Below are 24799 nucleotides of genomic sequence, written 5' to 3'. Positions count from 1 at the left end.
AGAGGTGTACGTAAGAACAGGAGGTGGTGGGGTCAACCGGGTCGTCGGCGGACGGGTCCAGGCGGGAGGAGCCGTGTAGGTAGACGACTACGTCCTGTTCTTGCGGCACACCCACACGCCGGGGAGGCTGACGTGGACGGGGTAGGGCGGTTAGGTTCGGGGAATGGCTCAGACGGTGCGTGGTGTGGTGGCGGCGGGTAAGGGTGCGCCGGTGTCGATCGAGGAGATCACGGTCCCTGACCCGGGTCCCGGGGAAGCGGTCGTGAAGGTGCAGGCGTGCGGGGTCTGCCACACGGATCTGCACTACCGCGAGGGCGGTATCAACGACGAGTTCCCGTTCCTCTTAGGGCATGAGGCGGCGGGGATCGTGGAGTCGGTCGGCGACGGCGTGACCGACGTACAGCCGGGTGACTTCGTCGTACTGAACTGGCGGGCCGTCTGCGGCAACTGCCGCGCCTGCCTGCGCGGCCGGCCCTGGTACTGCTTCAACACACACAACGCCAAGCAGAAGATGACGCTCGCGGACGGCACCGAGCTGAGCCCAGCGCTCGGCATCGGAGCGTTCGCGGAGAAGACCCTGGTCGCGGCAGGGCAGTGCACGAAGGTGGATCCGGCTGCCAAGCCGGAGGTCGCGGGCCTGCTCGGCTGCGGCGTGATGGCGGGTCTCGGCGCCGCGATCAACACGGGCAACGTCGGCCGCGGAGACACCGTCGCCGTGATCGGCTCGGGCGGCGTCGGTACGGCGGCTGTGGTTGGTGCCCGCCTCGCCGGAGCGGCGAAGGTGATCGCGATCGACCTCGACGAGCGCAAGCTCACCACCGCGCAGGAACTCGGCGCGACGCACACGATCAACTCGAAGGGCCTCGACCACGACGGGGTCGTCGCGGCGGTGCAAGAACTGACCGGCGGGTTCGGCGCCGATGTGGTGATCGACGCGGTCGGTCGTCCGGAGACCTGGAAGCAGGCGTTCTACGCGCGTGATCTGGCCGGCACCGTGGTGCTGGTCGGCGTACCGACGCCGGACATGCGCCTCGACATGCCGCTCCTGGACTTCTTCGGCCGCGGCGGCTCCCTGAAGTCGAGCTGGTACGGCGACTGCCTCCCGACCCGCGACTTCCCGCTGCTGATCGACCTCCATCTCCAGGGCCGCCTGCCCCTGGACCGTTTCGTGTCCGAGACGATCACGCTGGACGAGGTCGAGGACGCGTTCACGAAGATGCACCACGGCGACGTCCTGCGGTCGGTCGTCCTGTTCTAGCGAGGAACCCGGCGGCGACGATGCCGATCGCCGCCGCCAGGGCGACCGCCCGACTCGTGGCCGGGAACGAGTGCGTCGACAGGTACAGGGTTCCGAAGATCGTGACTCCGCCGACCTGGCTCAGCTGCATGGCGGTGGTGAGGATGCCGCTCGCGTCGGCCGCGCGCGGCAGCGGGACATGCGCCAGGGACTGGGTGACGAGCGGGCTCGCGGACAGACCCATGCCGGCTCCGGCCAGGAGCAGAGCCGGCCACTGGAACGACCCGATGCCCGCGTAGCCGAGGGTGCAGAGCGCGAGGCCGACCGGTACGACGAGGTGGTGCAGCCGGCTCGGGACCAGGCGCCAGAAGTAGCCGACCAGACCGAAGGTGACGGCGAACGGGAGCCAGGTCAGCCCGGCCCGCATGGCTGATTCACCGAGCTCGGTCTGCAGATGAAGGGTGAATGCGAACAGGAACCCGCCCATCGCCAGCAGCATGCACACCATCGTCAGGAGACCGGCCGGCAAACCGCGGGCGCGCAAGACCTCGAGGTTGAGCAACGGGTCGGCTGTACGGCGCTCGAACCGGACGAACACCGCCGCGACAACCACACCGGCGGCGATGCAGCCGAAGGTCCACACCGGCCACCCGAGCTCGTGCCCGACCACCGCCGGCAGCACCATCAGCAGTACGGCGCAGGTCGACAAGGCCAGCCCGGTCACGTCGAGGCGACGCGTCGCGGTCGGCCGGTCCGCCGGGATCGACCGCGGCACCAGGATCGCCAGGCAGATGCCGACCGGGACGTTGACCAGGAACACCGGGCGCCAGCCGGAGCCGAGAATGTTCGCGCCTACCAGGAGGCCGCCTGCGATCAGCCCGGCGATCTGGCCGGCGGACAGCGTCACGCCGTACGCCGACAGCGCCTTGGCGCGGGCCGGCCCGGCGAAGTGGGCCTGGATCAGGCTCATGATCTGCGGCACCATGACCGCGGCGGCGACGCCCTGGACGAACCGGAACAGCACCAGCGGCAGGACCGCGGGGGCCAGTCCGCACGCGAGCGACGCGAGCGTGAAGAGGATCGCTCCGGTCAGGTACATCCGGCGGCGGCCGAAGAGGTCGCCGAGCCGGGCGCCGGTGATCAGCGTCATCGCGTACGCCACCAGGTAGCCGCCGACGACCAGTTGCAGCCAGGCGCCGGAGGCGTGGAAGCCGGAGCCGATGGCAGGCATCGCGACGTTCACGATGGACGTGTCGAGCAGCGCCATGAACTGGCCGAGCAGCAGTACGGCGAGCATCAGTCCGCGCCGGGTGCCGGCATCCACAGCGCGATCGGTGGTTAGAACGGTCATCAGGTTTTCTCCCTCGTCTGCACGGGACGTGGGTGTATACCTGGCGCGGCGGCCGGATTCATCGGCGGCGGACCGATGATTTTCCGGCGGTTGCGCAGTACGTACTCCCGCAACCGGACTGTGGGAGGCTGACCTCGATGGACCGTGACGACTTCGACCGGAGGGCCGAGCCGTACCGGCACGAACTGCTGGTGCACTGCTATCGCATGCTCGGATCGATACACGACGCGGAAGACCTGGTGCAGGAGACTCTGTTGCGGGCGTGGCGGGCCTCCGGCACGTACGACGAGCAGCGGGCCTCGCTGCGGACGTGGCTGTACCGAATCGCCACGAACGCCTGCCTGACCGCGCTCAAAGGCAGAGGTCGCCGCGCGCTGCCCTCGGGGCTGGTGAGTGCGACCGAGGACGCCCAGGCGCCGATCGAGCTGTCGACGGACGTCTCATGGCTGCAGCCGTTCCCGACCGATCCCGCGGCGGCGATGGTCGCGCGGGGGAGCCTGCGGCTGGCCCTGATCGCCGCCATGCAGTACCTGCCGGCCCGGCAGCGCGCGGTCCTGGTACTGCGGGACGTGCTCGACTGGCCGGTCGCGGACATCGCCGAGGCGCTGGAGACGACGTCCGCGAGCGTGAACAGCGCGCTGCAGCGGGCGCGGGCCAAGCTCGCCGAGATCGACATCACCGAGGACGACGTCGACGAGCCTGCCGACCGGGAGGTCAAGTCCGTCATCGACGACTACATCCGGGCGTTCGAGGCCGCCGACGTCGACGGCCTGACCCGGCTGCTCACTGACCAGGTCGTCCTCGAGATGCCGCCGGCCCCGCTCTGGTATGTCGGCCGCGACGCGTACGGCGAGTTCATGGCCCGCGTGTACGCGATGCGCGGCCCGGCCTGGCGACTGCTGCCCACGGTCGCCAACGACCAGCCCGCCATCGGCGCCTACGTGCGCGGGGACGACGGTCGTTTCCACGCGCACAGCCTGCAGGTGTTCACGGTCGCCAAGGCCGGCATCACGCACAACGTGGTCTTCTTCGACCAGGACCTCTTCGAGTACTTCGGCCTCCCGTCAGACCTTGAATGAGATCCACAGGTCGGGGGTCGCGTCCGGCTTGCCGGCGATCGGGCGGGCCTCCTGGGTCCACACGTCGCCGGACATCTCGGTCGCGACCCGCTGCCAGAACCTGACTGCCTTCTCGTTGTTGCCCTGGAACGCGACCTCGCACGGACCGGGGTGATGCGACAGCACTTCCTGGACCGCGCGCAGTCCGTGTCCGCTGCGCCGTACCGGACGCACCATGAAGAACGCGTTCAGCACGTGCACCGGCTGCTGCAGCGCTCGCATGAAGCAGAAGCCGACCGGGTTCTCGCCCAACGAGATCACATACCCGGCCCACTCGGGATCGCCGGTCAGGACCTTCTCCAGCCACTCGGTGCGGAAACTGCCGTCGGGGCGCGGTAGCTGGCCCTGGAACTCGGACATGTCGTGGCGGAACATCAGCCACAGCCGCTCCATCAACGGTCGGTCGGACGGCTGGACACGGCGCACCACGAGATCAGACATGGGTCTCCTCAGGACTTGTTTGAGAACGCAGAAAAGCCTCCCGCCGGAAGAGTCCGGTACGGAAGGCTTACTGCGGTCAGTTTATCAGCCCTGTGCGGCGGTCTGCCCGGCGACCCAGCTCATGTCGGGGTAGCGGGTGCCGACCGGCGTCAGCTTCGACAGCGCCTCGACGTCGGCAGCGGACAGCGCGAGGTCGAGCGCCCCGACGTTCTCCTCCAGGTACTTGCGCCGCTTCGTCCCCGGGATCGGCGCGACGTCGTTGCCCTGCGCAAGCACCCAGGCCAACGCGACCTGTCCGGGTGTCGCGTCGTACCGTGCTGCCACCGCGCGGATCTCCTCGACCAGGGCGAGGTTCGTCTCCAGGTTGTCGCCGGAGAAGCGGGGGAGGGTACGGCGGAAGTCGTCGGCCGCGAGGTCCGTGGGCAGGGCGCCGGTGAGCATGCCGCGCCCGAGCGGCGAGTACGGCACGATCCCGATGCCGAGCTCGCGGCAGGCCGGCAGCACCGACTCCTCGATGTCCCGGCTGAACAGCGACCACTCGCTCTGCACCGCGGTGATCGGATGTACGGCGTGCGCCCTCCGGATCGTCTCCGCCGACGCCTCGGACAGCCCGAGGTACCGGACCTTCCCGGCCTCCACCAGCGATGCCATCGCCCCGACCGTCTCCTCGACGGGGACGTCGGGATCCATCCGGTGCTGGTAGTAGAGGTCGACGTGGTCGACGCCGAGCCGCTGGAGGGACGCGTCGATCGAGGACCGGACGTACGCCGGCGACCCGTTCACACCCCGCGCCGCCGAGTTCCGCCCATCGCCGGTGATGCCGAACTTCGTCGCGAGGAACACCTCGTCGCGGCGCTCGGCGATGGTCCGGCCGACGAGCTCCTCGTTGGCGCCGAACCCGTACATGTCGGCGGTGTCGAGGAACGTGATGCCGAGGTCGAGCGCCCGGTGCAGCGTCGCGGTCGACTCGTTCTCGTCGGCTGCGCCGTACGCGAAGCTCATCCCCATACAGCCGAGTCCGAGCCGGCTGACCTCGGCGCCTTGGCTACCCAGTCTCATGATTTCTCCCATCTGAAGGCATGGCTCCGCCGGCCGAACGTGCGCAACGGTCGGCTGAGCTCTCATGTGGTTTGTTACGGAGCGGCGGTGCCGCCGTACAAGGTGATCTTGTAGTCGGTCACCGCGAGGGCGAGCTGCAGATCGCGCAGCTGCCGCTGGATCCGGTCACGGTGCTCCTGCATCAGGGTGAGCCGCTGGGGTGCAGTGTGGTCGCCCTCGAGCACCAGCTCCAGATAGTGGCTGATCGTACCGATCGGCATGCCGGAGGCACGAAGCCTGCTGATGAACACGATCCGCGCCATCGCCCGCAGGTCGTAGCTGCGGTACCCGGCGGCGTCCCGGCGTACGTCGACCAGACCGATGCGCTCGTAGTACCGCAGGGTGTGCGCGGTCAGGCCGGTGAGCTCGGAGGCCTCGGCGATCGACAGGTGCTCGGGCAGGTCGTCCGGCAGCTCCAGCAGGCACAGCAGGTCCGGATCGATCGGCTCCAGCTCCGGGCGGTGCGCCGCGATGGCAGCCCGACGGTCCGTGGCGAGCAGTTCGGTCGCGTTCATGTCTACGACCGTATGCCTTAGAGCGCGCTCAAAGGCAAAGGTGGCCTCGGTCACAGTTAGCCGAGGAGCTCCCGGGTCAGCGCGTCGGTCAGCCATTCGGCGTACTTCGTGTCGCTCCAGCCGTAGCGGCGCAGCTCCAGGAACGGGCCGGAAGTGGACAGCATCAGCAGCAGGTCGACCGCGTCGGCTGCGTCGAGACCCGGACGCAGCCCCCAGCGGCCGGCGATCTGATCCACCACCTGGCCCAGGCCGTCGCGGCGCAGCTGCTCGCTGCGCTCGACCACGGCCACCGCATCGGGCTCGTGGGACGCCGATTCGGCGACCTCCTTGATCACCGCGACCCGCGTCAGGATTGCCGTGTTGCCGCGAACGAAGGCGGCCAGTGCCGCCCGGCCGGACTCCGCCGCGGAGATCTCGGCGAAGAAGGGCTGCTGCTGAGGCGGAAGCCGGTCCGGCCCGAGGACGGCGTGGTCGAAGCAGGCTTGCAGGAGTTCGGCCTTGGTGTGAAAGACGAAGTACACGGTCTGTACGGCGACATCGGCCCGGGCGGCGATGTCGGTCATCCGCGCGCCGACGTACCCGGCCTCGGCGAAGACCTCGATCGCGGCGTGGATCATCCGTTCCCGGGTCGCCGCCGCCCGTTCGCGGCGAGTGCGCTTCGGCGTCTTGACAGGCTTCTCCACCGGTCCCACGCTAGCAGTAGTCGTTCACTAGTGGCGGCCACTAGTGAAAGGGGGAGGGACATGGCGACACCGGTCAACGCCGTGAAGGCATCTGATCCGTGGGAGATGGCTCTGATCCACCGGGTGATCCGGCGGGGGTTCGAGCAGGCCAGGGCGCATGTGCTGGCCGCGGGGGCAGAGTCACGGGCCGCGGCGGTGGCGGCGTACGTCGACTTCCAGCTCGACGGTCTGTACGCGCACCACTCGAGCGAGGACGAATTGCTCTGGCCCCTGCTGCTCGAGCGCGCCGAACTGTCGGCAGGGCTGATCCATCGGATGGAGCAGCAGCACGCCGCTGTCCACGAGGCCGTGGACTCGGCCCGCGATGCCGTCACAGCCTGGCGTACGACGCCGACCGCTGCTGGTGCGGACTCGCTCAGCACCGCGCTCGAGACCGTGTCCGCGCGACTTGCCGAACACCTGGGCGAGGAGGAGCGCGACGTCGTACCGCTGATCGCGACGCATATCACCCAGGCCGAGTGGGATCACCTCGGGAAAGTCGCGTTCAGTAAGTTCAAGTCGAACCAGCGGTTCACCGCGATGGGCGAACTGCTCGCGACCGCCCGCCCCGAGGAAGCCGCACGAATGCTGGCCGGCCTACCCGCGCCCGTCCGGGTCATCTGGCGGTTGTTCGGGCAGCGCAACTACCAGCGATCCATGAAGTCCGTCGAAGGCTAGGCAGTCTGCTGGCATTCGGCGCAGGTGCCGAAGATCTCCAGCGTGTGGCTGATGTCGGCGTACCCGTGCTCGGCCGCGACCTTGTCGGCCCAGCGCTCCACGGCCGGTCCCTCGACCTCGACGGTGCGACCGCAGCTGCGGCAGACCAGGTGGTGGTGGTGACCCTTCGAGCAGCGCCGGTACGCCGTTTCGCCGTCGGCGGTGCGCAGTACGTCGACCTCGCGGGAGTCCGCGAGCGCCTGCAGGGTGCGGTAGACAGTGGTCAGACCGACGGCCTCACCGGCGGACCGGAGCTCCTGGTGGATCTCCTGGGCGGTCCGGAAGTCGTCGATGTTGTCTAGCGCGAGCGCGACCGCCGCGCGCTGACGGGTCGAGCGTGTTCCGATAGCCACCGTTCCTCCTGTCATCTCTTTACCGCCGTCCAGTCTCTCAGAAGTCAGCAACTCAGTGCTCGTCCCAGTGATCCCCGTGCGCCGCGTGCAGGTGACCGTCGTGGACGTAGTCGACATGGTCCCCGTGCTCGACCTTCTTGTGGCCGCAGGCCTGGCTGTGCGCGTGCGGGTGTCCGGCACTCACCACATGTGGCTCCGGTGCCGGTACGCCGACCTCCGGCTCCTCATCCGCCAGCGGACGCGCCCGCCCGGCCCGCCGCCGCAGCAGCGTCCCGACCGTCGCCGCCACCACGAACCCTGCCAGTGCCAGCACCACGATGGTCGCACCGGGCGCCACATTCGCGTTGTACGACGTGACGATGCCAGCCAGACACGCCAGCACACCGATGACACACGCGGTGATGAACGTACTGCGGAACGACCGAGTCACCTGCTGCGCTGTCGCCACCGGGACGACCATGAGCGCACTGACCAGCAACAGCCCCACCGTGCGCATCGCGACCGTCACGGTGACCGCAGCCATCACAGCGATCACCAGGTTGAGCAGCTGGACCCGGAGTCCCGTCGTACGGGCGAACTCCTCGTCCTGGCACACCGCGAACAGTTGTGGGCCCAGACCGATCGCTACGACCAGTACGGCGACTGCGAGGCCTACGACGACGTACAGGTCGCTCTGGGAGACCGTGGTGAGTGAACCGAACAGGTAGGTGTTCAGCGTGGCTGCGCCTTGACCTGCGAGTCCGATGAGCAGCACACCGCCTGCGATACCGCCGTAGAACAGGAGGGCGAGTGCCACGTCGCCAGTGGCCTTGCCGCGGGCGCGGACCAGCTCTATCGCGGTGGCACCGGCGATCGAGACGATGATGGCGGTCAGCACAGGTGCGCTGCCGGTGAGCAGACCGAGCGCCACACCGGTGATCGCGATGTGGCCGATGCCGTCACCCATCAGCGACAGCCGCCGCTGCACCAGGTACGTCCCGATGGCAGGCGCGGAGAGCCCGGTCAGCAGGCCGGCGATCAGGGCCCGCTGCATGAACTCGAGTTGGAACATCGTCATGACGTCAGCCACCCCGGGTCGTCGTCGGTGTGGGAGTGGTGGACGTGGGCGTGGGTCTGGGAGGCGTGCGGCGGGCCGTCGTACACGATTCGGCCGCGGCGCATCACGACCGAGCGGTCGATCAGGGCGTCCATCGGGCCGAGGTCGTGGCTCACCATCACCACGGTCGTGCCGCCGGCGACCCGCTCCCGGATCGCGTCGGCGAAGATCTGCTGGCTGGCCAGGTCCACGCCGGCGGTCGGCTCGTCGAGGATCAGCAGCTCCGGGTCGGACACCAGGGCCCGCGCGATCAGCACCCGCTGCTGCTGCCCGCCGGACAGCTCCGCGACCGCATCCTTGCGCCGGTCGGCCATGTCGACGACCTCCAGCGCGTCCTCGATCGCCTGCTTGCCGGCGGCACCGAGCGGCGCGAACATCCGCCGTTTCGAGAGCAGACCGGACGACACCACCTCGTACACGGTCGCCGGTACGCCGCCGGCCGCGGTGATGCGCTGCGGCACGTACCCGACCCGCCGCCACTCGCGGAACCGGGGGACCGGCGTCCCGAACAACCGGACCTCGCCACGGGCCGCCGGCAGCAGCCCGACGACGGTCTTGATCAGCGTGGACTTGCCGGAGCCGTTGGTGCCGAGCACGGCGACCACCTCGCCCTGGCGGATCCGCAGGTCGATGCCCCGAAGCACCAGACGGCCGCCCAGATCGACGGAGAGATCGTCGACCTGGACGGCCCTGGCGGAGTCGTTCTCGGATGTCACGAGCAGCCGTTCGCCTTTCGCAGCTCCTGCAGGTTCTCCTGCATCAAGGTCAGGTACGTTTCCTTGGAGTTCGCGTCCGACAGGCCCTCGATCGGGCTCAGTACGGCGGTCTGGACGCCGACGTCCTTCGCGATCGTCTCGGCCACCTTCGGACTGACCAGCTCCTCGTAGAAGATGGTCGTCACGTGCTGGGCCTTCACGATGTCCTGGACCTCCTTGATCCGGGCCGGTGCCGGCTCCGCGTCCGGCGTGAACCCGGCGATCCCGACCATCGTCAGACCGTACCGCTTCGCGAGGTACGCGAACGCCTCGTGGCTGGTCACGAACGTCTTCAGCTTGCAGGTCGCCAGACCGGTCTTGTACTCCGTATCGAGCTTGCCGATCTGGTCGAGCAGCGCTTTCGCGCGCTCGTGGTACCCGGCGGCGTTGGCGCTGTCGACGCTCACAAGCTTGTCCTCGACCGCCTTGACGACCGCGGCGTACCGCACCGGGTCGAGCCAGAAGTGCGGGTCGAGGGCATCGTCCTTGTGGGCGGCCTCCTTGGCACCTTCCTCGTGCTCCTCGAAGTCCGCGCCGGTGGCCTCCAGCTGGGCGGCCGGGGTGATGTCGAATCCCGAGTCCTTCGCGTTCTGCTCGACGGCCTCGTCGACGGCCGGCTGCAGCTCCTTCTCGAAGACGACCAGCTTCGCCTCCGCGATCTCGCCGACCTGCTTGGGCGTGAGCTCGAGGTCGTGGGGCTCGACGCCGGGGGCTGTCAGAGTGGTGACGTCGACCGCGTCGCCCCCCACTGTGCGGGCGATGAACTCGAGCGGGTAAAACGAAGTCACGACGTCGAGCTTTCCGCCACCGCTGCCGTTGGCGGAGGAGTCACCACACCCGGCCAGGGTGAGGGCGGCCAGGGCGGTGGCGCCGGCGAGGACAGCTCGAAGACCAGATTTCATGACAATCATTTTCATTTAATTGGAACTGATTGTCAAAACAGGGAGTTCACGATGGCCAGCCGCAACGTCGGGCGACGACGTGCCGACCCGAAGGGCAACCGCCGCCGGGCACTCGATATTCCGCAGGGTCACGGTCACGGACACGGTCACGGCCACGGCGATCACGTGGTCGACACCTCGGTGGTGAACTCCGATGCGGTCGTCGCCCGGCGCGTCCGGATCGTCGTCGCCGCGATCCTGATCCCGCTGATCACCGCGGCCGTGGTGCTGATGATCGCGCTGTGGCCGGGTGGGGGAGTGAAGGTCGACTCGTACCAGACCAGCACCGCTCGCGGCGAGGTCACCGCGATCAAGGCGTGCCCGGACCCGAAGGACAAGTGCGACCTGGCCACGGTCAAGGTGAGCAACGGCCCGGACAAGGGGAAGGCGGTGCCGGTCGAGGTGCCGAGCGCCGGCCAGACCCCGTTCGCGATCAAGGCCGGTCAGTCGGTGATGCTCGGCATCCAGGACGGCGCGCCGCTGGACCAGCGCTACCAGTACGTCGACCACGACCGGTCGAGACCGCTGCTGATCCTCGCGGTGATCTTCGCGATCGCGGTGGTCGCGCTGTCGCGATGGCGGGGATTCGCGGCTCTGATCGCGCTGGCGGTGACCGCCGTGATGCTCACCCAGTTCATCCTGCCGGCGATCCTGAAGGGCTCGAATCCGCTGGTGGTCGCCGTCGTCGGCGGTGCCGTGATCATGACGATCGCGGTGTTCCTCACGCACGGGATCAATGCGGAGTCGTCGATCGCGCTGGCCGGGACGATCGCCGCGCTCGGACTGACCGTGCTGCTCGGCTGGTTCTTCGCCAAGTTCTCGCAGTTGAGCGGGCTGGCCGCCGACGGGGCGTCCGCGGCCAAGTCGTTCGCGCCCAACCTCGACCTGACCGGCCTGCTGGTGGCGGGAATGGTGATCGGGGCGTTGGGGGTCCTCGACGACGTCACGGTCACTCAGGCGGCCGCCGTGTGGGAGTTGTCCGCCGCGAACCCCTCGGCGAGCCGGCGTGAGCTGATGTCCGCGGGCCTGCGGATCGGCCGGACCCACGTCGCCTCGGTGGTCAACACGCTGGTTCTCGCGTACGCCGGTGCCGCGATGCCGGTGCTGATCGTGTTCGCGATCCAGGACCTGCCCACGCTGTCCGTGATCTCCACCGAGTCGGTCGCGATGGAGGTCGTCCGCGGCCTGATCGGAAGCCTCGGGATCATCGCGGCCGTGCCGCTCACCACCGCGCTCGCCGCGATGGCGGTCGCCGACCGCTCCCGCGAACTGGTCGCCGACGCCGAACGGCTCTAACCGAAAATCAGCTCTTCCGCCCGAGCGCCCAGGCTTCTACAGTGCAATTAGGTCACGGAGAGTCCGTCCACGACTACCTTCGGCGACCTGGGGTGCGTCTCCCGGCCCCACGCCTACTGCGCGGCACTCGGCGGGCACCTCGCCGAGCTGGAGCGAAGGGAACGATGAAACCACATCGACCCCTCCGCTCCAGCTCGCCGAGGCACTCCGCCGAGCACCTGCTCGCTACGGCGTGGGACCGGGAGACACACCCAACGGGGTGAGGAGCGCTGATGAGGTTCTGTCATCGGGACGGGTCGACCGTTCATCTGGGGTACTGCGCGACGGTGCATCCGGCCGCGGAGCTCGACGAGCTGATCGCCGGGCTCGACACCTGTGCGGGCACGGTCCGCTCGGCACTCGGCGTACCCGTCCTCGGGGTCGGTCTGTGGTTTCCGCATCGGCTCGCCGATCGTCTGGCGAACTCGCCGGCCGCGCTCAGCAAGCTCCGCCGGGCGTTGCAGCGCAACCGGCTCGAGGTCGTCACGCTGAACGGCACACCGCACGCGCAGTTCGCCGACAAGGTCGTCGGCGCCAAGCTGTACTGCCCCGACTGGACCGACCCCGAGCGGCTCCGCTACACCCTCGACCTGGTCGACGTGCTGGCCGAACTGCTCCCGTCGGACGTCGCGTACGGATCGGTCTCGACCGTGCCGCTCGGCTGGCGGGTGCCGTGGTCGAAGGCGCGGAACCAGGCTGCGCGTGAGGCGATCGACCGCGTCGAACAGCACCTGGCCCGGACCGAGGCCAGGACCGGCCGGAGGATCCGGATCGCCGTCGAGACCGAGCCGGGCTGCGTCCTCGAGATGATCGGCCAGGCCGCCGCGTGGCTGGACCGCTACTCCAGCCCGTACGGCGGTACGTCGCGCATCGGCCTGGGACTCGACACCTGTCATCTGGCTGTGCAGTTCGAGGACCCGGCCGAGTCGTTCGAGCTGCTGTGGCGAGCGGGCGTGGACGTGGTCAAGGCGCAGCTGTCCTTGGCTCCGACACTCGTGGACCCGGGAGACGCGTCCGGTCGGTACGTGCTCGGTCAGCTCGGCACACCGAAGTACCTGCGTCAGGTGCGTGAGTGGGGCGGGCCTGGGGTGGACGACGTGGCACAGGCCTACGAACTGTCCGGTCACGCCGCCTGGCGGATGCACGCTCACCTGGCGGCCCACGCTGCGCCACCAGATCCGTTGAGCGCGACAACCGGCGTACTGGACGACTGTCTGACCAGACTGGTCGGTGGTGGGCATCCACTCACGCACCACCTGGAGTCAGAGGTGTACGTGTGGCCTCGTGCGGCCAGAACCCAGCAGGCGTTGGCTAAACGGATCGCCAAGGAGCTGACGTGGCTACGCGACCGCCTGACCGCGCTGGGGTTGGATGAGGTCTGAGTAGTCAGGCAGCGGGACAGAGCTGAGGGCCTTACCTACTGCGTTCTGCGACCAGATGAACCGCTGGACCGCTGTCGGCAGCTTTGCCAGCCCGGCAGCTGCGGCAGGCATCAGCCGCAACGCCAGCGGGCTGCCCGGGATGATGGTGCGCATCACCTTCGGTGCGAGCCGCCGGGTCGGCTCTACCACTGGCCGGATCATCCGCTCGTAGTTGCGCAGTCCGGACGGCAGGTCGCTGCGTGCCGCAGCCAGCTCACCGGCCAGGATGTACGCCGCCACGACAGCGAGGCTCGTGCCGCCACCGACTGCCGGGCCGGGGCAGTAGCCCGCGTCTCCGACCAGTCCGATCCGGCCGCGGTGCCAGGTGTCCAACGTGATCTGCGCGATCGAGTCGAAGTAGAAGTCCTCTGCCTGCTCCAGGTGCTCCAGCAGCTGAGGCACCTTCCAGCCGTAGTGCCGGAACTCCTTGGCCAGCAGGGCTTTCTGCTCGTCCTTGTCGCGGTAGTCGTACTGCAGCTCAGGTGCGCGGAACAGGAACCCCGCCCGGACCTGACCGGTCTGGTGTACGCCGTAGATGCCGACCAGCTTGTCGACGGAGAAGTGGGACAGCGTGTGGCTGCCCAGGCCGAAGACGTCCGGCATCGAGAACACCCCGAGGTACCCGCCGAGTGGCCGGCGCAGTGGCTCCTCGGGGCCGAAGGCGAGCCGGCGCACGTTCGAGTGCAGGCCGTCCGCGCCGATCACCAGGTCGAAGCGGCGTTGCGTACCCGAGTCGAAAACCACGTCGACTCCGGTGCCGTCGTCGTGCAGGCTCGCGATCGAGTCGCCGAACACGTACTCCGCGGTGTCGCGCGTGGCGCCGTACAGGATCCTGGTCAGCTCGCCGCGGAGGATCTCCACGTGCCGGCTCGAGATCCCGGCGTACATCCGGCTGAGGTCGACCTCGACCGGGCGCTTGCCGAACCGCTCGACGGTCATCGCGTCGAGCTGGGTGCGGGCGGCCTCGATCGCGTCCCAGCAGCCCATCCGCCGCGTGACGTCGGCAGCCGAGCTGAACAGGTCGATGGCGTGACCGCCGAGTCCGTGTCGCAGCGCCGGCGTGCGCTCGACGAGCGTCGGCTCGAAGCCGTACCGGTGCAACCAGTGGGCGAGGACCGGGCCGGCCACGCTCGCACCCGAGATCAGGACCTTCATGGCAACTCCCTCGCGTTTGCTTACTTATCGGAAGGTAAGTAGACGAGGGCGGACTTGTCAATGGCTTACTTACCGGAAGGTCAGCTAATCTTCCGGGTATGCCGAGACAACGGACCGGCGACACCCGGGCGCGGATCCAGCAGGCCGCGCTGGAGCTGTTCGCCGAGCGCGGGATGCAGCAGACCAGCCTGCGCGACATCGCCGACCGCCTCGGCGTCACCAAGCCGGCGCTGTACTACCACTTCGCGTCCCGCGAGGACCTGCTGAACAGCCTGGTCGAGCCGATGATCGCCGAGTTCGAGGCGTACGCCGCGGCGCAACGGGAGGCCGCCCCGGTCGCACCGCGCGAACTGCTCGGTTCGTACTTCGACGTCGCCTACAAGCACCGCGCGCTGATCCAGCTCGCTATTCGCGACCTCTCGGTGCTGCACGAACTGAAGCTGGCCGACCGCTTCATCGAATGGCGCGGCACGCTCGCGGAGCTGCTGATCGGCACCAGCCCGTCGCTGTCCGACGTGGTTCGCTGCATGGTCGCGCTCGGCGGACTGTCGGACTGCGCGGTGATGATCGACCACGAGCCCGTCGCCGAACTGCGTGAGGCGGCGGTTGAAGCGGCGTACGACAGTCTTGGACGGCCCTGATCAGCCGGTGGCGATGCGGGAGACCGCGAACAGCAGGATGACGAGGATCGAGAAGATCCGCAGGAACCGCGGCCCGGTCGTCACCGCCGGCCACGACAGGAACGCCAGCCATCCCAGCAGCAACGCCAGCAGCACCAACGCCGGAATCCCCACCGGCACCGGAGCGAACACTCCGACCAAAGCCAGGAAGAGCGTGATGCCCGGCAGGGTCAGCTTCGGCGCGGCATGCAGCTTCGCGACGTACGGGTAACTCACCTTGGTGATCCGCTGCCGCAACGGGCTGCTGGGGGTACTCATGCGCCCATTGTTCCAGGTCCTATGGTTGAGCCCGTGTTCGTCGTGATCAGGTTTCGGGTGGGGGAGAGCGCGCAGGCCGGGTTCGCGGAGCGGATGCGGGGCGCGGTCGAGGTGCTGGGGCGGCAGAAGGGGTTCGTCTCGGCGCGGGTGGGGCGGAACGTGGACGACCCGGAGTTGCTGGCGCTGACACTGGACTTCGAGAACATCGGCAGTTACCGCCGGGCGCTGTCGCCGTACGAGGTGAAACTGGCCGCCGTGCCGCTGTTGTCGGAGGCTCTCGACGAGCCGACGGCGTACGAGGATTTCCTGAGCTGACATCCAGGCGGCACGGATTCGATCCGCGACGCCCGGGACCGATAGCCTGGTCTCTTCCGTAGATTCGCCAGTATCCATTTCTGTGCCCGTTCTGGAGTCGAAAAGTGCCCGTGGAAACCGTCGATGCCGTCGTCAGCCTCAGTAAGCGGAGGGGCTTCGTGTACCCGTGCGGCGAGATCTACGGCGGTACCAAGTCGGCCTGGGACTACGGACCGCTCGGCGTCGAGCTGAAGAACAACGTCCGCACCCAGTGGTGGCGGACGATGGTGACCGGCCGCGACGACATCGTCGGCCTGGACTCCTCGGTGATCCTGCCGACCAAGGTATGGGAGGCCTCCGGCCACCTGTCCGAGTTCGTCGACCCGCTCACCGAGTGCCAGTCCTGCCACAAGCGGTTCCGCGACGACCACCTCCGCGAGGACTTCGCCCGCCGGAAGAACAAGGACGTCGACGACGTCAAGCTCGCCGAGATCGCCTGCCCGAACTGCGGCAACAAGGGCACCTTCACCGAGCCGCGGATGTTCAACGGCCTGCTGAAGACCTACCTCGGCCCGGTCGAGTCCGAGGAGGGCCTGCACTACCTCCGCCCGGAGACCGCGCAGGGTATCTTCATCAACTTCGCGAACGTGATGGGCACCGCCCGGAAGAAGCCGCCGTTCGGCATCGCCCAGGTCGGCAAGAGCTTCCGCAACGAGATCACCCCGGGCAACTTCATCTTCCGGACCCGCGAGTTCGAGCAGATGGAGATGGAGTTCTTCGTCGAGCCGGGCTCCGACGAGGACTGGCACGAGTACTGGCTGAAGGCGCGCTGGGACTGGTACACCGGCCTCGGGCTGAACCCGGACAACATGCGGTTCTACGAGCACCCGAAGGAGAAGCTGAGCCACTACTCGAAGCGCACCGTCGACATCGAATACCGGTTCAACTTCGGCGGCAAGGAGTTCGACGAGCTCGAGGGCATCGCGAACCGCACCGACTTCGACCTGTCCACGCACTCCAAGCACTCCGGCGCCGACCTGTCGTACTTCGACCAGGAGAAGGGCGAGCGCTGGACGCCGTACGTCATCGAGCCCGCGGCCGGCCTGACCCGCAACGTGCTCGCGTTCCTGCTCGACGCGTACACCGAGGACGAGGCGCCGAACGCCAAGGGCGGTGTCGACAAGCGGACGGTACTGCGCTTCGACCCGCGGCTCGCCCCGGTCAAGGCGGCCGTGCTGCCGCTGTCCCGCAACGCCGACCTGTCGCCGAAGGCCCGCGACCTGGCCGGCGAGCTGCGGAAGAACTGGAACGTCGACTTCGACGACGCCGGTGCGATCGGCCGCCGGTACCGCCGCCAGGACGAGATCGGTACGCCGTACTGCATCACCGTCGACTTCGACACCCTCGAGGACCACGCGGTGACGATTCGCGAGCGGGACTCGATGAAGCAGGAGAGGGTCGCCCTCACCGAGGTCACCGGCTACCTCGCCCAGCACCTGGTGGGTTGCTGACGATGAAGCTGTCACGGGGTCGGGGGCCGGCCGTCTTAGGGCTGTCCGCGCTGGCGGTGCTCGTGCTGTCGTCCTGCTCGGACAGCAAGCCGGAAGGCATTCCGACGCCGACGACGACCGCGTCCGGTACGCCGTCGTCCGGTACGTCGAGTGCGCCGATCCCGACCGCGTCAACGCCGACGCTGACCGCGTTGCCGACACCGTCGAAGCCCTGGCCGACGCCGAAGGTCACCGGTGAGCCGGAGAACGACGCGCCGCTCGCCGACCGGATCACGTTCGCGATCTCGAAGCAGGCGCAGATCGCCGCCGGCAAGGCCGCGACAACGACCGTGAAGTGCCCGGGCATCGACAAGGTCGAGACCGCCGGCAAGCACGAGCTGACCTGCACGGTGACGTACGCCGGGAAGCCGTACACCGGCACGCTGACGGTCGACGCCAAGCAGTACACGGCGTCGTACAGGTTCACCTCGGAGTCGGTCGCGATCGTCAAGCCGAAGGTGGTCGACGCCGTACTGCGGACCGTCACCGACGCCGCGAAGGTGACCTGCACGATGGATGATGTTGCCGTGGTCAAGCATTCCGATGCTGGTATCGCGTGTGACGTGACGACGACGGCGAACGCCGTACAGCCTTACAAAGCACAGGTTTCCGGTAACGGACAGGTGCTGGTGGCGAAGGCCTGACCATGCTTCATTTGGGTAATCTCACGATCGAGACGCCGGTGGTGCTGGCGCCGATGGCCGGCATCACCAACGCGGCGTACCGACGGCTGTGCGCCGAGCAGGGCGCCGGTCTGTACGTGTGCGAGATGATCACGTCGCGCGGCATCGTCGAGGGTGATCAGAAGTCGCTCGACATGCTGACGTTCGACGCCCGCGAGACGGTTCGGTCGGTGCAGTTGTACGGCGTCGACCCGACGTACATCGGGCGCGCGGTGCAGATCCTCTGTGATCAGTACGGCGTTGCGCACATCGACCTGAACTTCGGGTGCCCGGTGCCGAAGGTGACGCGCAAGGGCGGTGGCGCCGCGCTGCCGTGGAAGCGCAATCTGCTCGGCGCGATCCTGCGGTCGGCGGTGCAGGCCGCGACGCCGTACGGCGTACCGGTGACGATGAAGACCCGGATCGGGATCGACGCCGGTCATCAGACGTATCTCGACGCGGGCCGGATCGCTTCAGACTCCGGCGCTGCGGCGATCGGGTTGCACGGGCGGACGGCTTCGCAGGCGTACTCCGGTCAGGCCGACTGGACCACGATCGCTGCGCTGGTGGAGCACGTCTCGATCCCGGTGCTGGGGAACGGCGACATCTGGGAAGCCGGCGACGCTTTGCGGATGGTCGCCGAGACTGGGTGCGCCGGTGTGATCGTCGGGCGTGGGTGCCTGGGGCGGCCGTGGTTGTTCCGCGATCTCGCGGTCGCGTTCGCCGGGGGCGAGGCGTTGAACCTGCCGACGCTCGGCGAGGTTGCCGACGTGATGCGGCGGCACGGTGAGCTGCTCGCGGAGCTGATGGGGGAGCAGCGCGGCCTGCGCGACTTCCGCAAACACGTCCCGTGGTACCTGAAGGGCTTCCCGGCCGGCGGCGAACTCCGCGCCGCCCTGGGCATGGTCGACTCACTGGCCCGCTTGGACGAACTCCTCGCCGAACTGGACCGCACCGTCCCCTTCCCGGTCGCCGAACTAGGCGCCCCCCGAGGCCGCCAAGGCAGCCCCCGAGACCACATCGTCCTCCCGCAAGGCTGGCTGGACGACACCGACGGCCTAACCGCGGACCTCGCCGACGCCGAAATAGGAGTCTCCGGCGGCTGAAGCCGCGGTGACTCAGAGCGCCAGGTACTGGAGGTCGTCGACAGACGTCAATCGTACGGCGTCCTCGTCGGGTGCCGGTGGTTCGAAGTCGGCGAGGTGCTGATCGAGGACCGCGTCGGAGACATCCCGCCTGCGCGGATCGAGCCGATTCGCGGCCCGGCGACGGCGAATCGTCGCATGGTCGACATCGACGTAGATCAAGGTGAAGCGGGTACCGGCAGCCGCGGCCAGCGAACGCCAGCCGTCGCGCAGGAACCGCGGCGAACTGGTGTCGTCGACAACAACGGACGCACCCGAGGCGAGTAGTCCGCGAACCTCGCCGGACGCCAGTTCGTGGGTCCGCATCCACTCTTCGACCGGGATCCCGTCACCGCCCCACAACCCGCGGCGCTCGTTGATCTCGTCCAGACTCACGATGCTCGCCGACAGGCTCGGCGCCAGGATTCGCGCCACCGTGCTCTTCCCGGAGAACGACGTCCCACACAACAGAACGAGTCTGGTGACCGCCGGCATGTCCGCATCCAACCACACCGACGGATCCGCTTCAGCGCGCGTTGGTAGTGCGCCAGGTGATGTAGTCGGCGACGGCTTCGGAGAAAGAGAAGGTGGGGGTGAAGCCGGTCTCATTGGTCAGGCGGGTGATGTCGAGGTGCGGGCTTGACTGGCCACCGGGCTCGACTGTCAGCTGGCCGGCCGCTTCGCTGTACACGAAGGGGCTGCCGCTGGAGACGTTGTAGGTGGTGTGGTTGAGGGTGTCCGCGCTGACGAGGGAGGCGATCGCGCGGCCCATGTCAGGCGCATAGCACCAGTCGCCACCGGCGTCAGCCGGCAGGGGAGTGGGAGTTTCGCCGCGGAGTACGGCGCTGACGTACGGCGGGATCGGGCTGAAGATCGACTCCGGGTCCATCAGCGGGCCCCAGGTCGAGCCGATCCGGAGCACGATCGGCTGGACGCCGGTTCCGGCCAGGCTGTGCGTCGTCACCGGTTCGACGGCCTTCTTGAAGGCGACGATCAAGTGCGGGAGGTCGGCGGTCGGCAGCGGAAGGTCCTCGTGCCACGGTGATTCGTCCTGTCCGATGTACACCCCGATGCTGCTGGCGACCGCGAACCGCCGTACCTTCCACGCCCGCGCCGCATCCAGCGCGTTGAGCAGTCCAGCGGTGTCGCGGCGGAAGTACGCGACCGGATCGTCGCCCGGGATGGTGCCCGCAAGGTGGACGATGTCGCTGACGTCGTACCGCTCCCCGAGCGCGAGGAACGCGTCCCGGTCGGTGACGTCGAGCTGTTCCACGGTGACCTTGCTGTCGAGGAACGACGGGGGATCGGTACGCCGGTACGACGTGACGACGACCTCCTGTCCGAGGTCGACAAGAGCGCGGGCGGTGTGGGCGCCGATCATTCCGAGCCCGCCGGTGACGAGAATCATGCCCGCGACGCTACGAGCCGTACGGCGTCCGCGTCTTGAACGAATCCCGCACGATCCCTTGACCTGACGGCCGGAATCACGCGATCTTTGACGGCATTGGATTTACGAGTCACTTCCGAACCTGGTTCGTAAAGGAGTGCCGTGGACATCGTGATCGGGGTCGTCACCCATGTGACCCACCACGAGTTGTTCCACGACGCCGCGCGCACGCTGGGCGGGGTGGATCTCGAGTGGGTCAGCTACGACCACGAGGACGAGATCCGCGACAAGGTCGCCGAGTTCCTGAGTACGACGCGACTCGACGGCTTCCTGGCCGGCCCGGTGCCGTACACCGCGAGCCAGGAACTCCTCCCACCCGGCCTGCCGGTCGGCGTGATCCGCTCGTCGGCGCTCGACCTGACGCTCGCGCTCTACCGTGCGCAGGAACGCGGCTGGGGCCGTACGCCGGTCAGCATCGACACGTTCCCCGCCGAAGCGGTCGAAGCGGTGGCTACCGCGCTGGACCTCGATCAGGACCAGATCGACTGCTTGCCCTACGCACCGACCCAGAGCGTCGACGAGATCGTCGCGTTCCACCAGGCCGCGTACCGGAGGTTCGGCGAGCGTAGCTACGTGATCAGCGTGCGCGCCGCCGTACGGGAACAGCTCGCCGGTCGGATCCAGATCATGAGCGGTATGCCGGTGCCGGCCACGATCCGCACCGAGCTGCACGAGCTCGCGCTGCGGATCGAGTCCGAGCGGGCCAGTGCGCAACGCTTCGCCGCCGGAGTCTTCCTGATCGAGGCGTCCGCGGACGAGGAACGGGCCCGGATCGGTCTGATGAACCACCTGCTCAACACCCCCGAGTTCGCCGGCGCCTGGATCGAGAACCGCGGGCGCCGCGGTGTCGTCGTCTTCGCCCACAAGGCGTTGTTCGAGCGCATCACTCGCAACTGGGTCGCCGTACCGGCATTGGCCGAGGCCGCCGTGGCGCTCGGCGCACAGATCTCGGCCGGCTTCGGTGTCGGTGTGTCGGCCCGCAACTGCGTCCTGCTCGCCGAGCAGGCGGCCGCACGCGCCGAGCTCGCCGACGAACCGTGCGCGTACCTGTTCGAGGACAGCGGTGTCGTGATCGGCCCGATGGGGCCGGCCGGCGAAGCACTGCGGTTCTCATACCGCGAGCACGGCGACGAGGTCGAACAACTCGCGAAGTACGTCGGTCTGAGCGCGACCACCGTCTCCCGGCTGGCCGCGCTGGACCAGGAACTGCAAGGCCGCACGCTCTCGCCTGGAGAGCTTGCCGGTCATCTCGGCATCACGGACCAGAGCGGACGCCGCCTGATCCGGACTCTCGACGCAGGCGGCCTGGTGAGCGTCGAGGGAACTGCCCAGCACCACGCCAAAGGACGCCCGACGCGTCTGTACCGACTGCGCATCGCCCAAGCGTTGGAGGCACAACCATGGAGCTCACCCGCCGCCACATCCTCAAGCTGACCGGTCTCGGACTGGCCGGCCCCACCCTGCTGTCCGCCTGCTCGAACGACTCCTCCTCGGGAGGTGGTTCCGGCGACGGCAGCGTGAAGTTCGAGGGCTGGGACTACGAGGCAGCGCTGGTCCAGCAGAATCTCGATCGCTTCACCAAGAACAGCAACGTCAAGGTCAACTACACCCCGATCACGAGTGCGCAGTACGTCCAGAAGGTCGTCGCCGAGTTCACCGGCGGCGGCGGGGCCGACGCGCTCTACGTGTACGACGACTCGCTCGCGGCCTGGGTCGAGGGCGACTACCTGCAACCTCTCGACGGGATGGCCGGTGTCGACGAGGTCTACAACGCGATCTATCCCGGCAACGCCCAGGCGATGACGTACGACGGGAAGCGGTACGGCCTCCCGTACTACACCGACGCGACCTGCCTGACGTACAACGCCGGAATCCTTGCCCAAGCAGGGATCTCGAAGCCGCCGGCCAGTCTCGAGGAGCTCGAGGCGCAGGCGTTGAAGATCAAGAAGGCCGGTCTGCTGGAGTACCCGATCGGTCTGCCCGCGCAGTTGTCCGACACCTGGTGGTCCTGGGTGTGGGCGCTGCTGTTCGGCAGCGGCGGGAACATGTTCGACGACCAGCAGAACCCGATCATGAATACATCTGACACCGTGACGAAGGACGTGTTCGCCTGGCTGCAGCAGGCCGCGACCAAGTCGAAGGTGATCGACCCGGCGTCGCTGCAACTGCTGCCGGTGCCGGTCGACAACGCGATGAAGGCGAACCGGTACGCATACACGATCGGCGCCCGCTACGCGAGCCGCGACTACAACGACCCGGCCAAGTCCAAGGCCGCGGGCAAGATCCGGATGGGGCTCGTGCCGAGCCTGGACGGCAAAGAGCACGGGACCGTCAGCAACACCCGGATGTACGGCCTGGCGAAGGACACCGAGGTCAAGGACAACGCGTTCAAGCTGCTCACGTACCTCGGCGGGTACGACGACCAGAAGCAGCCGTACACCGCGAAGTTCTGGTTCCTGCAGCGCGGACTGGGGTTTGCCTACAAAGCGATGGTCAACGATCCGACGATCACCGCGGCGCTGAAGAAGTTCGCCGATCCGAAGATCTACACGCACTTGGCGGAGATCGCCAAGCCGCGCAACGTTCTCGGGGTGCCCTGGTACACCGAGTTCGAGACCGAGATGCACAAGGTCGTGCAGGGCGTGCTCAGTAACCAGACCCAGCCATCGGCAGCAGTCGCAGCGCTTGCGAAGTCGGCCGAGACGCTCAAGAAGAAGTACTCCTGACGATGGTTGCGTTCGCCGAACGGCGGCCGCTGGGCGACAACGCGAAAGCCTGGGCTCTCAATGCTCCGGCGATCGCGGTGATCGCCCTACTGGTCGCCTATCCGATCGGGTACTCGTTCTACGTCAGCCTGCAGAAGAACAACCTGAAACGCCCACGGGCCAAGCGATTCATCGGTTTCGACAACTACAAGGCACTGCTCAGCGACCAGGCGTTCCTGTCCGCGCTGAAGGTTTCGGCGTTGTTCGTGCTGGTGGTGCTCGGGCTGACCGTCGTACTCGCGCTGATCCTGGCGCTGGTGCTGAACGAACGGTTCCGGGGCCGCGGTCTGCTGCTCAGCCTCGCTTTGTTGCCCTGGGCAATGCCCGGGGTGGTGAACGGTCTGATGTGGCGGACGATCTTCGACGCGAAGACCGGCGCGCTGAACGGTCTGCTGCAGCAACTCGGGCTGATCGAGAGCTACCACGCGTGGCTGACGTCCGGCACGGGCGCGTTCCTGTTCACGGCGCTGGCGCAGGTCTGGAACACGCTCCCGTTCTCGGTCATCATTCTGCTCGCCGGATTGTCGACAATCCCCTCGGAGCTGTACGACGCCGCGACCGTGGACCGCGCGGGCGCCTGGCGACGGTTCACGGAGGTCACCGTGCCGTGGCTTCTCCATCCACTCCTGATCGTCCTCATCCTCGAGACGATGAACGCGTTCCGCGCGTTCGACACCATCTACGTCCTGACCGGCGGCGGCCCCGGCGACGCGACCACCACGATCGCCCTCCTCGACGTGCAGACCGTCCTCACCTTCACCGACTTCGGCCTGGGCAGCGCCTACGCCTGGGTGATCACCGCCATCACATTGCTGATCTCAGTCGGCTACATCGGTCTCCTATATCGAAAGGGGAATTTTGAGGTATGAGCACTGACGTACGCATTCCCCTGAGTTACCGGATTCCGTGGAAGAAGATCGTGCTCTACGTGCTGGCGGTCGGCTTCGCGCTCTATCTGGTGTTGCCGTTCTACTGGATTGTCGCGATGAGTTTCATGCATGAGGTGGACGCGATCTCGGTGCCTCCGCACTGGGTTCCCACGCATCCGACGCTGGAGAACTATCTCGGGTTCGTCCGTCCGAACGCGGCGCAGGAGCTCGTCGGTGGGCGGGCTGTGTCGGAGACGCCGTACTCGCTCCGGAACAGCCTGGTCGTGGCGACCGCGACCGCCGTACTGAACCTGGCGCTGGCGACGTTCGCGGCGTACTCGTTCTCGCGGTTGAAGTTCCGGGGGAGTCAGGTGCTGCTCGTGCTGTACCTGCTGACCCGGATGGTGCCGGGAATCGCGATCATCATCCCGTTCTACTTGCTGATGCGGTCGTTCGGGCTGCTGGACACGTATCTCGCGCTGATCCTGTCGTACACGACGTTCGCGTTGCCGATCACGATCTGGATCCTGAAGGATTTCTTCCGGTCGGTGCCGCGCGAACTGGAGGAGGCGGCGCGCGTCGACCGGTGCGGATGGTTCCGGACGATGTGGACGGTGTTCCTGCCGGTCGCGGCGCCGGGGCTGGTCGCGGCCGCGGTGTTCGCATTCATGACTGCGTGGAACGAATTCATGTTCGCGCTGTTCCTGACCAGTACGAAGGCGGCGAAGACGATCCCGGTGGTGGCGGCGAACTTCGCCACCGATTTCAACACCCAGTTCACCGTGATGGCCGCGGCCGGTGTGCTCGCGGTCGTTCCACCCCTGCTACTCGCCCTGCTCTTCCAGCGCAAGTTGGTGCAGGGCATGGCCGCCGGATCCGTGAAGGGCTGAGACAG

Annotated in this window: 27 protein-coding genes; 14 read left to right on the top strand and 13 right to left on the bottom strand. The window is 67.8% G+C overall.

The genetic code is table 11. The annotated features are described in order from the left end of the window. The first annotated feature begins 163 nt into the window (after nt 1-163). Nucleotides 164-1258, top strand: a complete 1095-nt coding sequence (locus EV649_RS04480; RefSeq protein WP_130380777.1) for an S-(hydroxymethyl)mycothiol dehydrogenase — start codon at nt 164-166, stop codon at nt 1256-1258. Here EV649_RS04480 and EV649_RS04475 read toward each other — a convergent pair. Beyond that, the gene (locus EV649_RS04475; RefSeq protein ID WP_130380775.1) at nt 1209-2588 is read right to left on the bottom strand and encodes an MFS transporter; all 1380 of its coding nucleotides are present in this window, start codon (nt 2586-2588) and stop codon (nt 1209-1211) included. The genes EV649_RS04480 and EV649_RS04475 overlap by 50 nt on opposite strands. Nucleotides 2589-2725: 137 nt before the next feature. Between EV649_RS04475 and EV649_RS04470 the strand changes: the two genes are divergently transcribed. Continuing rightward, nucleotides 2726-3667 (top strand): sigma-70 family RNA polymerase sigma factor, encoded by a 942-nt coding sequence (locus EV649_RS04470; protein WP_130380773.1) that lies wholly within the window; start codon nt 2726-2728, stop codon nt 3665-3667. On the opposite strand, the gene EV649_RS04465 is transcribed toward EV649_RS04470, so the two are convergent. From EV649_RS04465 to EV649_RS04450, 4 genes are all read right to left on the bottom strand, one after another. After that, nucleotides 3653-4147: a GNAT family N-acetyltransferase gene (locus EV649_RS04465; RefSeq protein WP_130380771.1), complete on the bottom strand. Its 495-nt coding sequence runs from the start codon at nt 4145-4147 to the stop codon at nt 3653-3655. The two genes, EV649_RS04470 and EV649_RS04465, sit on opposite strands and share 15 nt — an antisense overlap. Before the next feature lie 84 nt (nt 4148-4231). Further along, the gene (locus tag EV649_RS04460; protein ID WP_130380769.1) at nt 4232-5206 is read right to left on the bottom strand and encodes an aldo/keto reductase; all 975 of its coding nucleotides are present in this window, start codon (nt 5204-5206) and stop codon (nt 4232-4234) included. Between the two features lie 74 nt (nt 5207-5280). Continuing rightward, nucleotides 5281-5760 carry a MerR family transcriptional regulator gene (locus tag EV649_RS04455; protein ID WP_130380767.1) on the bottom strand — a complete coding sequence of 160 codons (480 nt, stop codon included), beginning with the start codon at nt 5758-5760 and terminating at the stop codon, nt 5281-5283. A 56-nt stretch (nt 5761-5816) separates the two neighbouring features. After that, nucleotides 5817-6443 (bottom strand): TetR/AcrR family transcriptional regulator, encoded by a 627-nt coding sequence (locus EV649_RS04450; RefSeq protein ID WP_130380765.1) that lies wholly within the window; start codon nt 6441-6443, stop codon nt 5817-5819. A gap of 60 nt (nt 6444-6503) precedes the next feature. On the opposite strand from EV649_RS04450, the gene EV649_RS04445 reads away from it, so the two are divergent. Then, complete coding sequence (locus EV649_RS04445) at nt 6504-7160, top strand: hemerythrin domain-containing protein (RefSeq protein WP_130380763.1); 657 nt, start codon at nt 6504-6506, stop codon at nt 7158-7160. Here EV649_RS04445 and EV649_RS04440 read toward each other — a convergent pair. From EV649_RS04440 to EV649_RS04425, 4 genes are read right to left on the bottom strand one after another with little or no spacing between them, the layout of a single operon-like run. Next, nucleotides 7157-7552, bottom strand: coding sequence for a Fur family transcriptional regulator (locus EV649_RS04440; RefSeq protein WP_277875613.1), 396 nt, complete (start codon nt 7550-7552; stop codon nt 7157-7159). The two genes, EV649_RS04445 and EV649_RS04440, sit on opposite strands and share 4 nt — an antisense overlap. Before the next feature lie 52 nt (nt 7553-7604). Next, entirely contained in the window at nt 7605-8609 is a 1005-nt protein-coding gene (locus EV649_RS04435) for a metal ABC transporter permease (protein ID WP_130380759.1), read from the bottom strand. Then, nucleotides 8606-9364, bottom strand: a complete 759-nt coding sequence (locus tag EV649_RS04430; RefSeq protein WP_130380757.1) for a metal ABC transporter ATP-binding protein — start codon at nt 9362-9364, stop codon at nt 8606-8608. Before EV649_RS04430 ends, EV649_RS04435 begins: the two co-directional genes overlap by 4 nt. After that, nucleotides 9361-10305, bottom strand: a complete 945-nt coding sequence (locus EV649_RS04425) for a metal ABC transporter substrate-binding protein (RefSeq protein WP_130380755.1) — start codon at nt 10303-10305, stop codon at nt 9361-9363. The genes EV649_RS04430 and EV649_RS04425 overlap by 4 nt, the downstream gene beginning before the upstream one ends. Before the next feature lie 51 nt (nt 10306-10356). Here EV649_RS04425 and EV649_RS04420 point away from each other — a divergent pair, with 51 nt between their 5' ends. Both EV649_RS04420 and eboE read left to right on the top strand, forming a co-directional pair. Beyond that, nucleotides 10357-11640, top strand: coding sequence for a YibE/F family protein (locus EV649_RS04420; protein ID WP_130380753.1), 1284 nt, complete (start codon nt 10357-10359; stop codon nt 11638-11640). Nucleotides 11641-11912: 272 nt separating this feature from the next. Then, on the top strand, nt 11913-13061 hold the full coding sequence (gene eboE, locus EV649_RS04415; protein ID WP_130380751.1) for a metabolite traffic protein EboE: 1149 nt from the start codon (nt 11913-11915) through the stop codon (nt 13059-13061). Here the strand turns inward: eboE and EV649_RS04410 are convergent. Next, on the bottom strand, nt 13020-14255 hold the full coding sequence (locus EV649_RS04410; RefSeq protein WP_130380749.1) for an FAD-dependent monooxygenase: 1236 nt from the start codon (nt 14253-14255) through the stop codon (nt 13020-13022). The genes eboE and EV649_RS04410 overlap by 42 nt on opposite strands. Before the next feature lie 98 nt (nt 14256-14353). On the opposite strand from EV649_RS04410, the gene EV649_RS04405 reads away from it, so the two are divergent. Then, nucleotides 14354-14896, top strand: a complete 543-nt coding sequence (locus EV649_RS04405) for a TetR/AcrR family transcriptional regulator (protein ID WP_130380747.1) — start codon at nt 14354-14356, stop codon at nt 14894-14896. Here the strand turns inward: EV649_RS04405 and EV649_RS04400 are convergent, their stop codons facing one another. Beyond that, a complete protein-coding gene (locus tag EV649_RS04400) occupies nt 14897-15268 on the bottom strand; it encodes a DUF6703 family protein (protein ID WP_347233130.1) in 372 nt (123 codons plus the stop codon). Here EV649_RS04400 and EV649_RS04395 point away from each other — a divergent pair. From EV649_RS04395 to dusB, 4 genes are all read left to right on the top strand, one after another. Then, the gene (locus EV649_RS04395; RefSeq protein WP_198682298.1) at nt 15227-15508 is read left to right on the top strand and encodes an antibiotic biosynthesis monooxygenase; all 282 of its coding nucleotides are present in this window, start codon (nt 15227-15229) and stop codon (nt 15506-15508) included. The two genes, EV649_RS04400 and EV649_RS04395, sit on opposite strands and share 42 nt — an antisense overlap. A gap of 104 nt (nt 15509-15612) precedes the next feature. Further along, complete coding sequence (locus EV649_RS04390; protein ID WP_130380741.1) at nt 15613-16998, top strand: glycine--tRNA ligase; 1386 nt, start codon at nt 15613-15615, stop codon at nt 16996-16998. 2 nt (nt 16999-17000) lie between these two features. Next, entirely contained in the window at nt 17001-17681 is a 681-nt protein-coding gene (locus tag EV649_RS04385; protein WP_241997703.1) for a hypothetical protein, read from the top strand. Between the two features lie 2 nt (nt 17682-17683). Next, nucleotides 17684-18805 (top strand): tRNA dihydrouridine synthase DusB, encoded by a 1122-nt coding sequence (dusB, locus tag EV649_RS04380; RefSeq protein WP_130380739.1) that lies wholly within the window; start codon nt 17684-17686, stop codon nt 18803-18805. 12 nt (nt 18806-18817) lie between these two features. On the opposite strand, the gene EV649_RS04375 is transcribed toward dusB, so the two are convergent. Continuing rightward, nucleotides 18818-19336 carry an ATP-binding protein gene (locus EV649_RS04375; protein ID WP_241997702.1) on the bottom strand — a complete coding sequence of 173 codons (519 nt, stop codon included), beginning with the start codon at nt 19334-19336 and terminating at the stop codon, nt 18818-18820. A gap of 13 nt (nt 19337-19349) precedes the next feature. Beyond that, nucleotides 19350-20231, bottom strand: coding sequence for an NAD(P)-dependent oxidoreductase (locus EV649_RS04370; RefSeq protein WP_130380737.1), 882 nt, complete (start codon nt 20229-20231; stop codon nt 19350-19352). A gap of 141 nt (nt 20232-20372) precedes the next feature. Between EV649_RS04370 and EV649_RS04365 the strand changes: the two genes are divergently transcribed. The 4 genes from EV649_RS04365 to EV649_RS04350 are packed head-to-tail and all read left to right on the top strand — an operon-like array spanning nt 20373 to nt 24794. Continuing rightward, the gene (locus tag EV649_RS04365; protein WP_198682296.1) at nt 20373-21704 is read left to right on the top strand and encodes a hypothetical protein; all 1332 of its coding nucleotides are present in this window, start codon (nt 20373-20375) and stop codon (nt 21702-21704) included. Beyond that, a complete protein-coding gene (locus tag EV649_RS04360) occupies nt 21671-22996 on the top strand; it encodes an extracellular solute-binding protein (RefSeq protein ID WP_130380735.1) in 1326 nt (441 codons plus the stop codon). The genes EV649_RS04365 and EV649_RS04360 overlap by 34 nt, the downstream gene beginning before the upstream one ends. A gap of 2 nt (nt 22997-22998) precedes the next feature. Continuing rightward, nucleotides 22999-23904 (top strand): sugar ABC transporter permease, encoded by a 906-nt coding sequence (locus EV649_RS04355; protein ID WP_130380733.1) that lies wholly within the window; start codon nt 22999-23001, stop codon nt 23902-23904. Then, entirely contained in the window at nt 23901-24794 is an 894-nt protein-coding gene (locus EV649_RS04350; RefSeq protein WP_130380731.1) for a carbohydrate ABC transporter permease, read from the top strand. The genes EV649_RS04355 and EV649_RS04350 overlap by 4 nt, the downstream gene beginning before the upstream one ends. The last annotated feature ends 5 nt before the right edge of the window (nt 24795-24799 follow it).

The sequence above is a fragment of the Kribbella sp. VKM Ac-2569 genome (genome assembly GCF_004216905.1).
Taxonomy (GTDB): Bacteria; Actinomycetota; Actinomycetes; order Propionibacteriales; family Kribbellaceae; genus Kribbella.
Note: the sequence above shows the minus strand (reverse complement) of the source record. Positions and strands in the feature narration are given on the sequence as shown.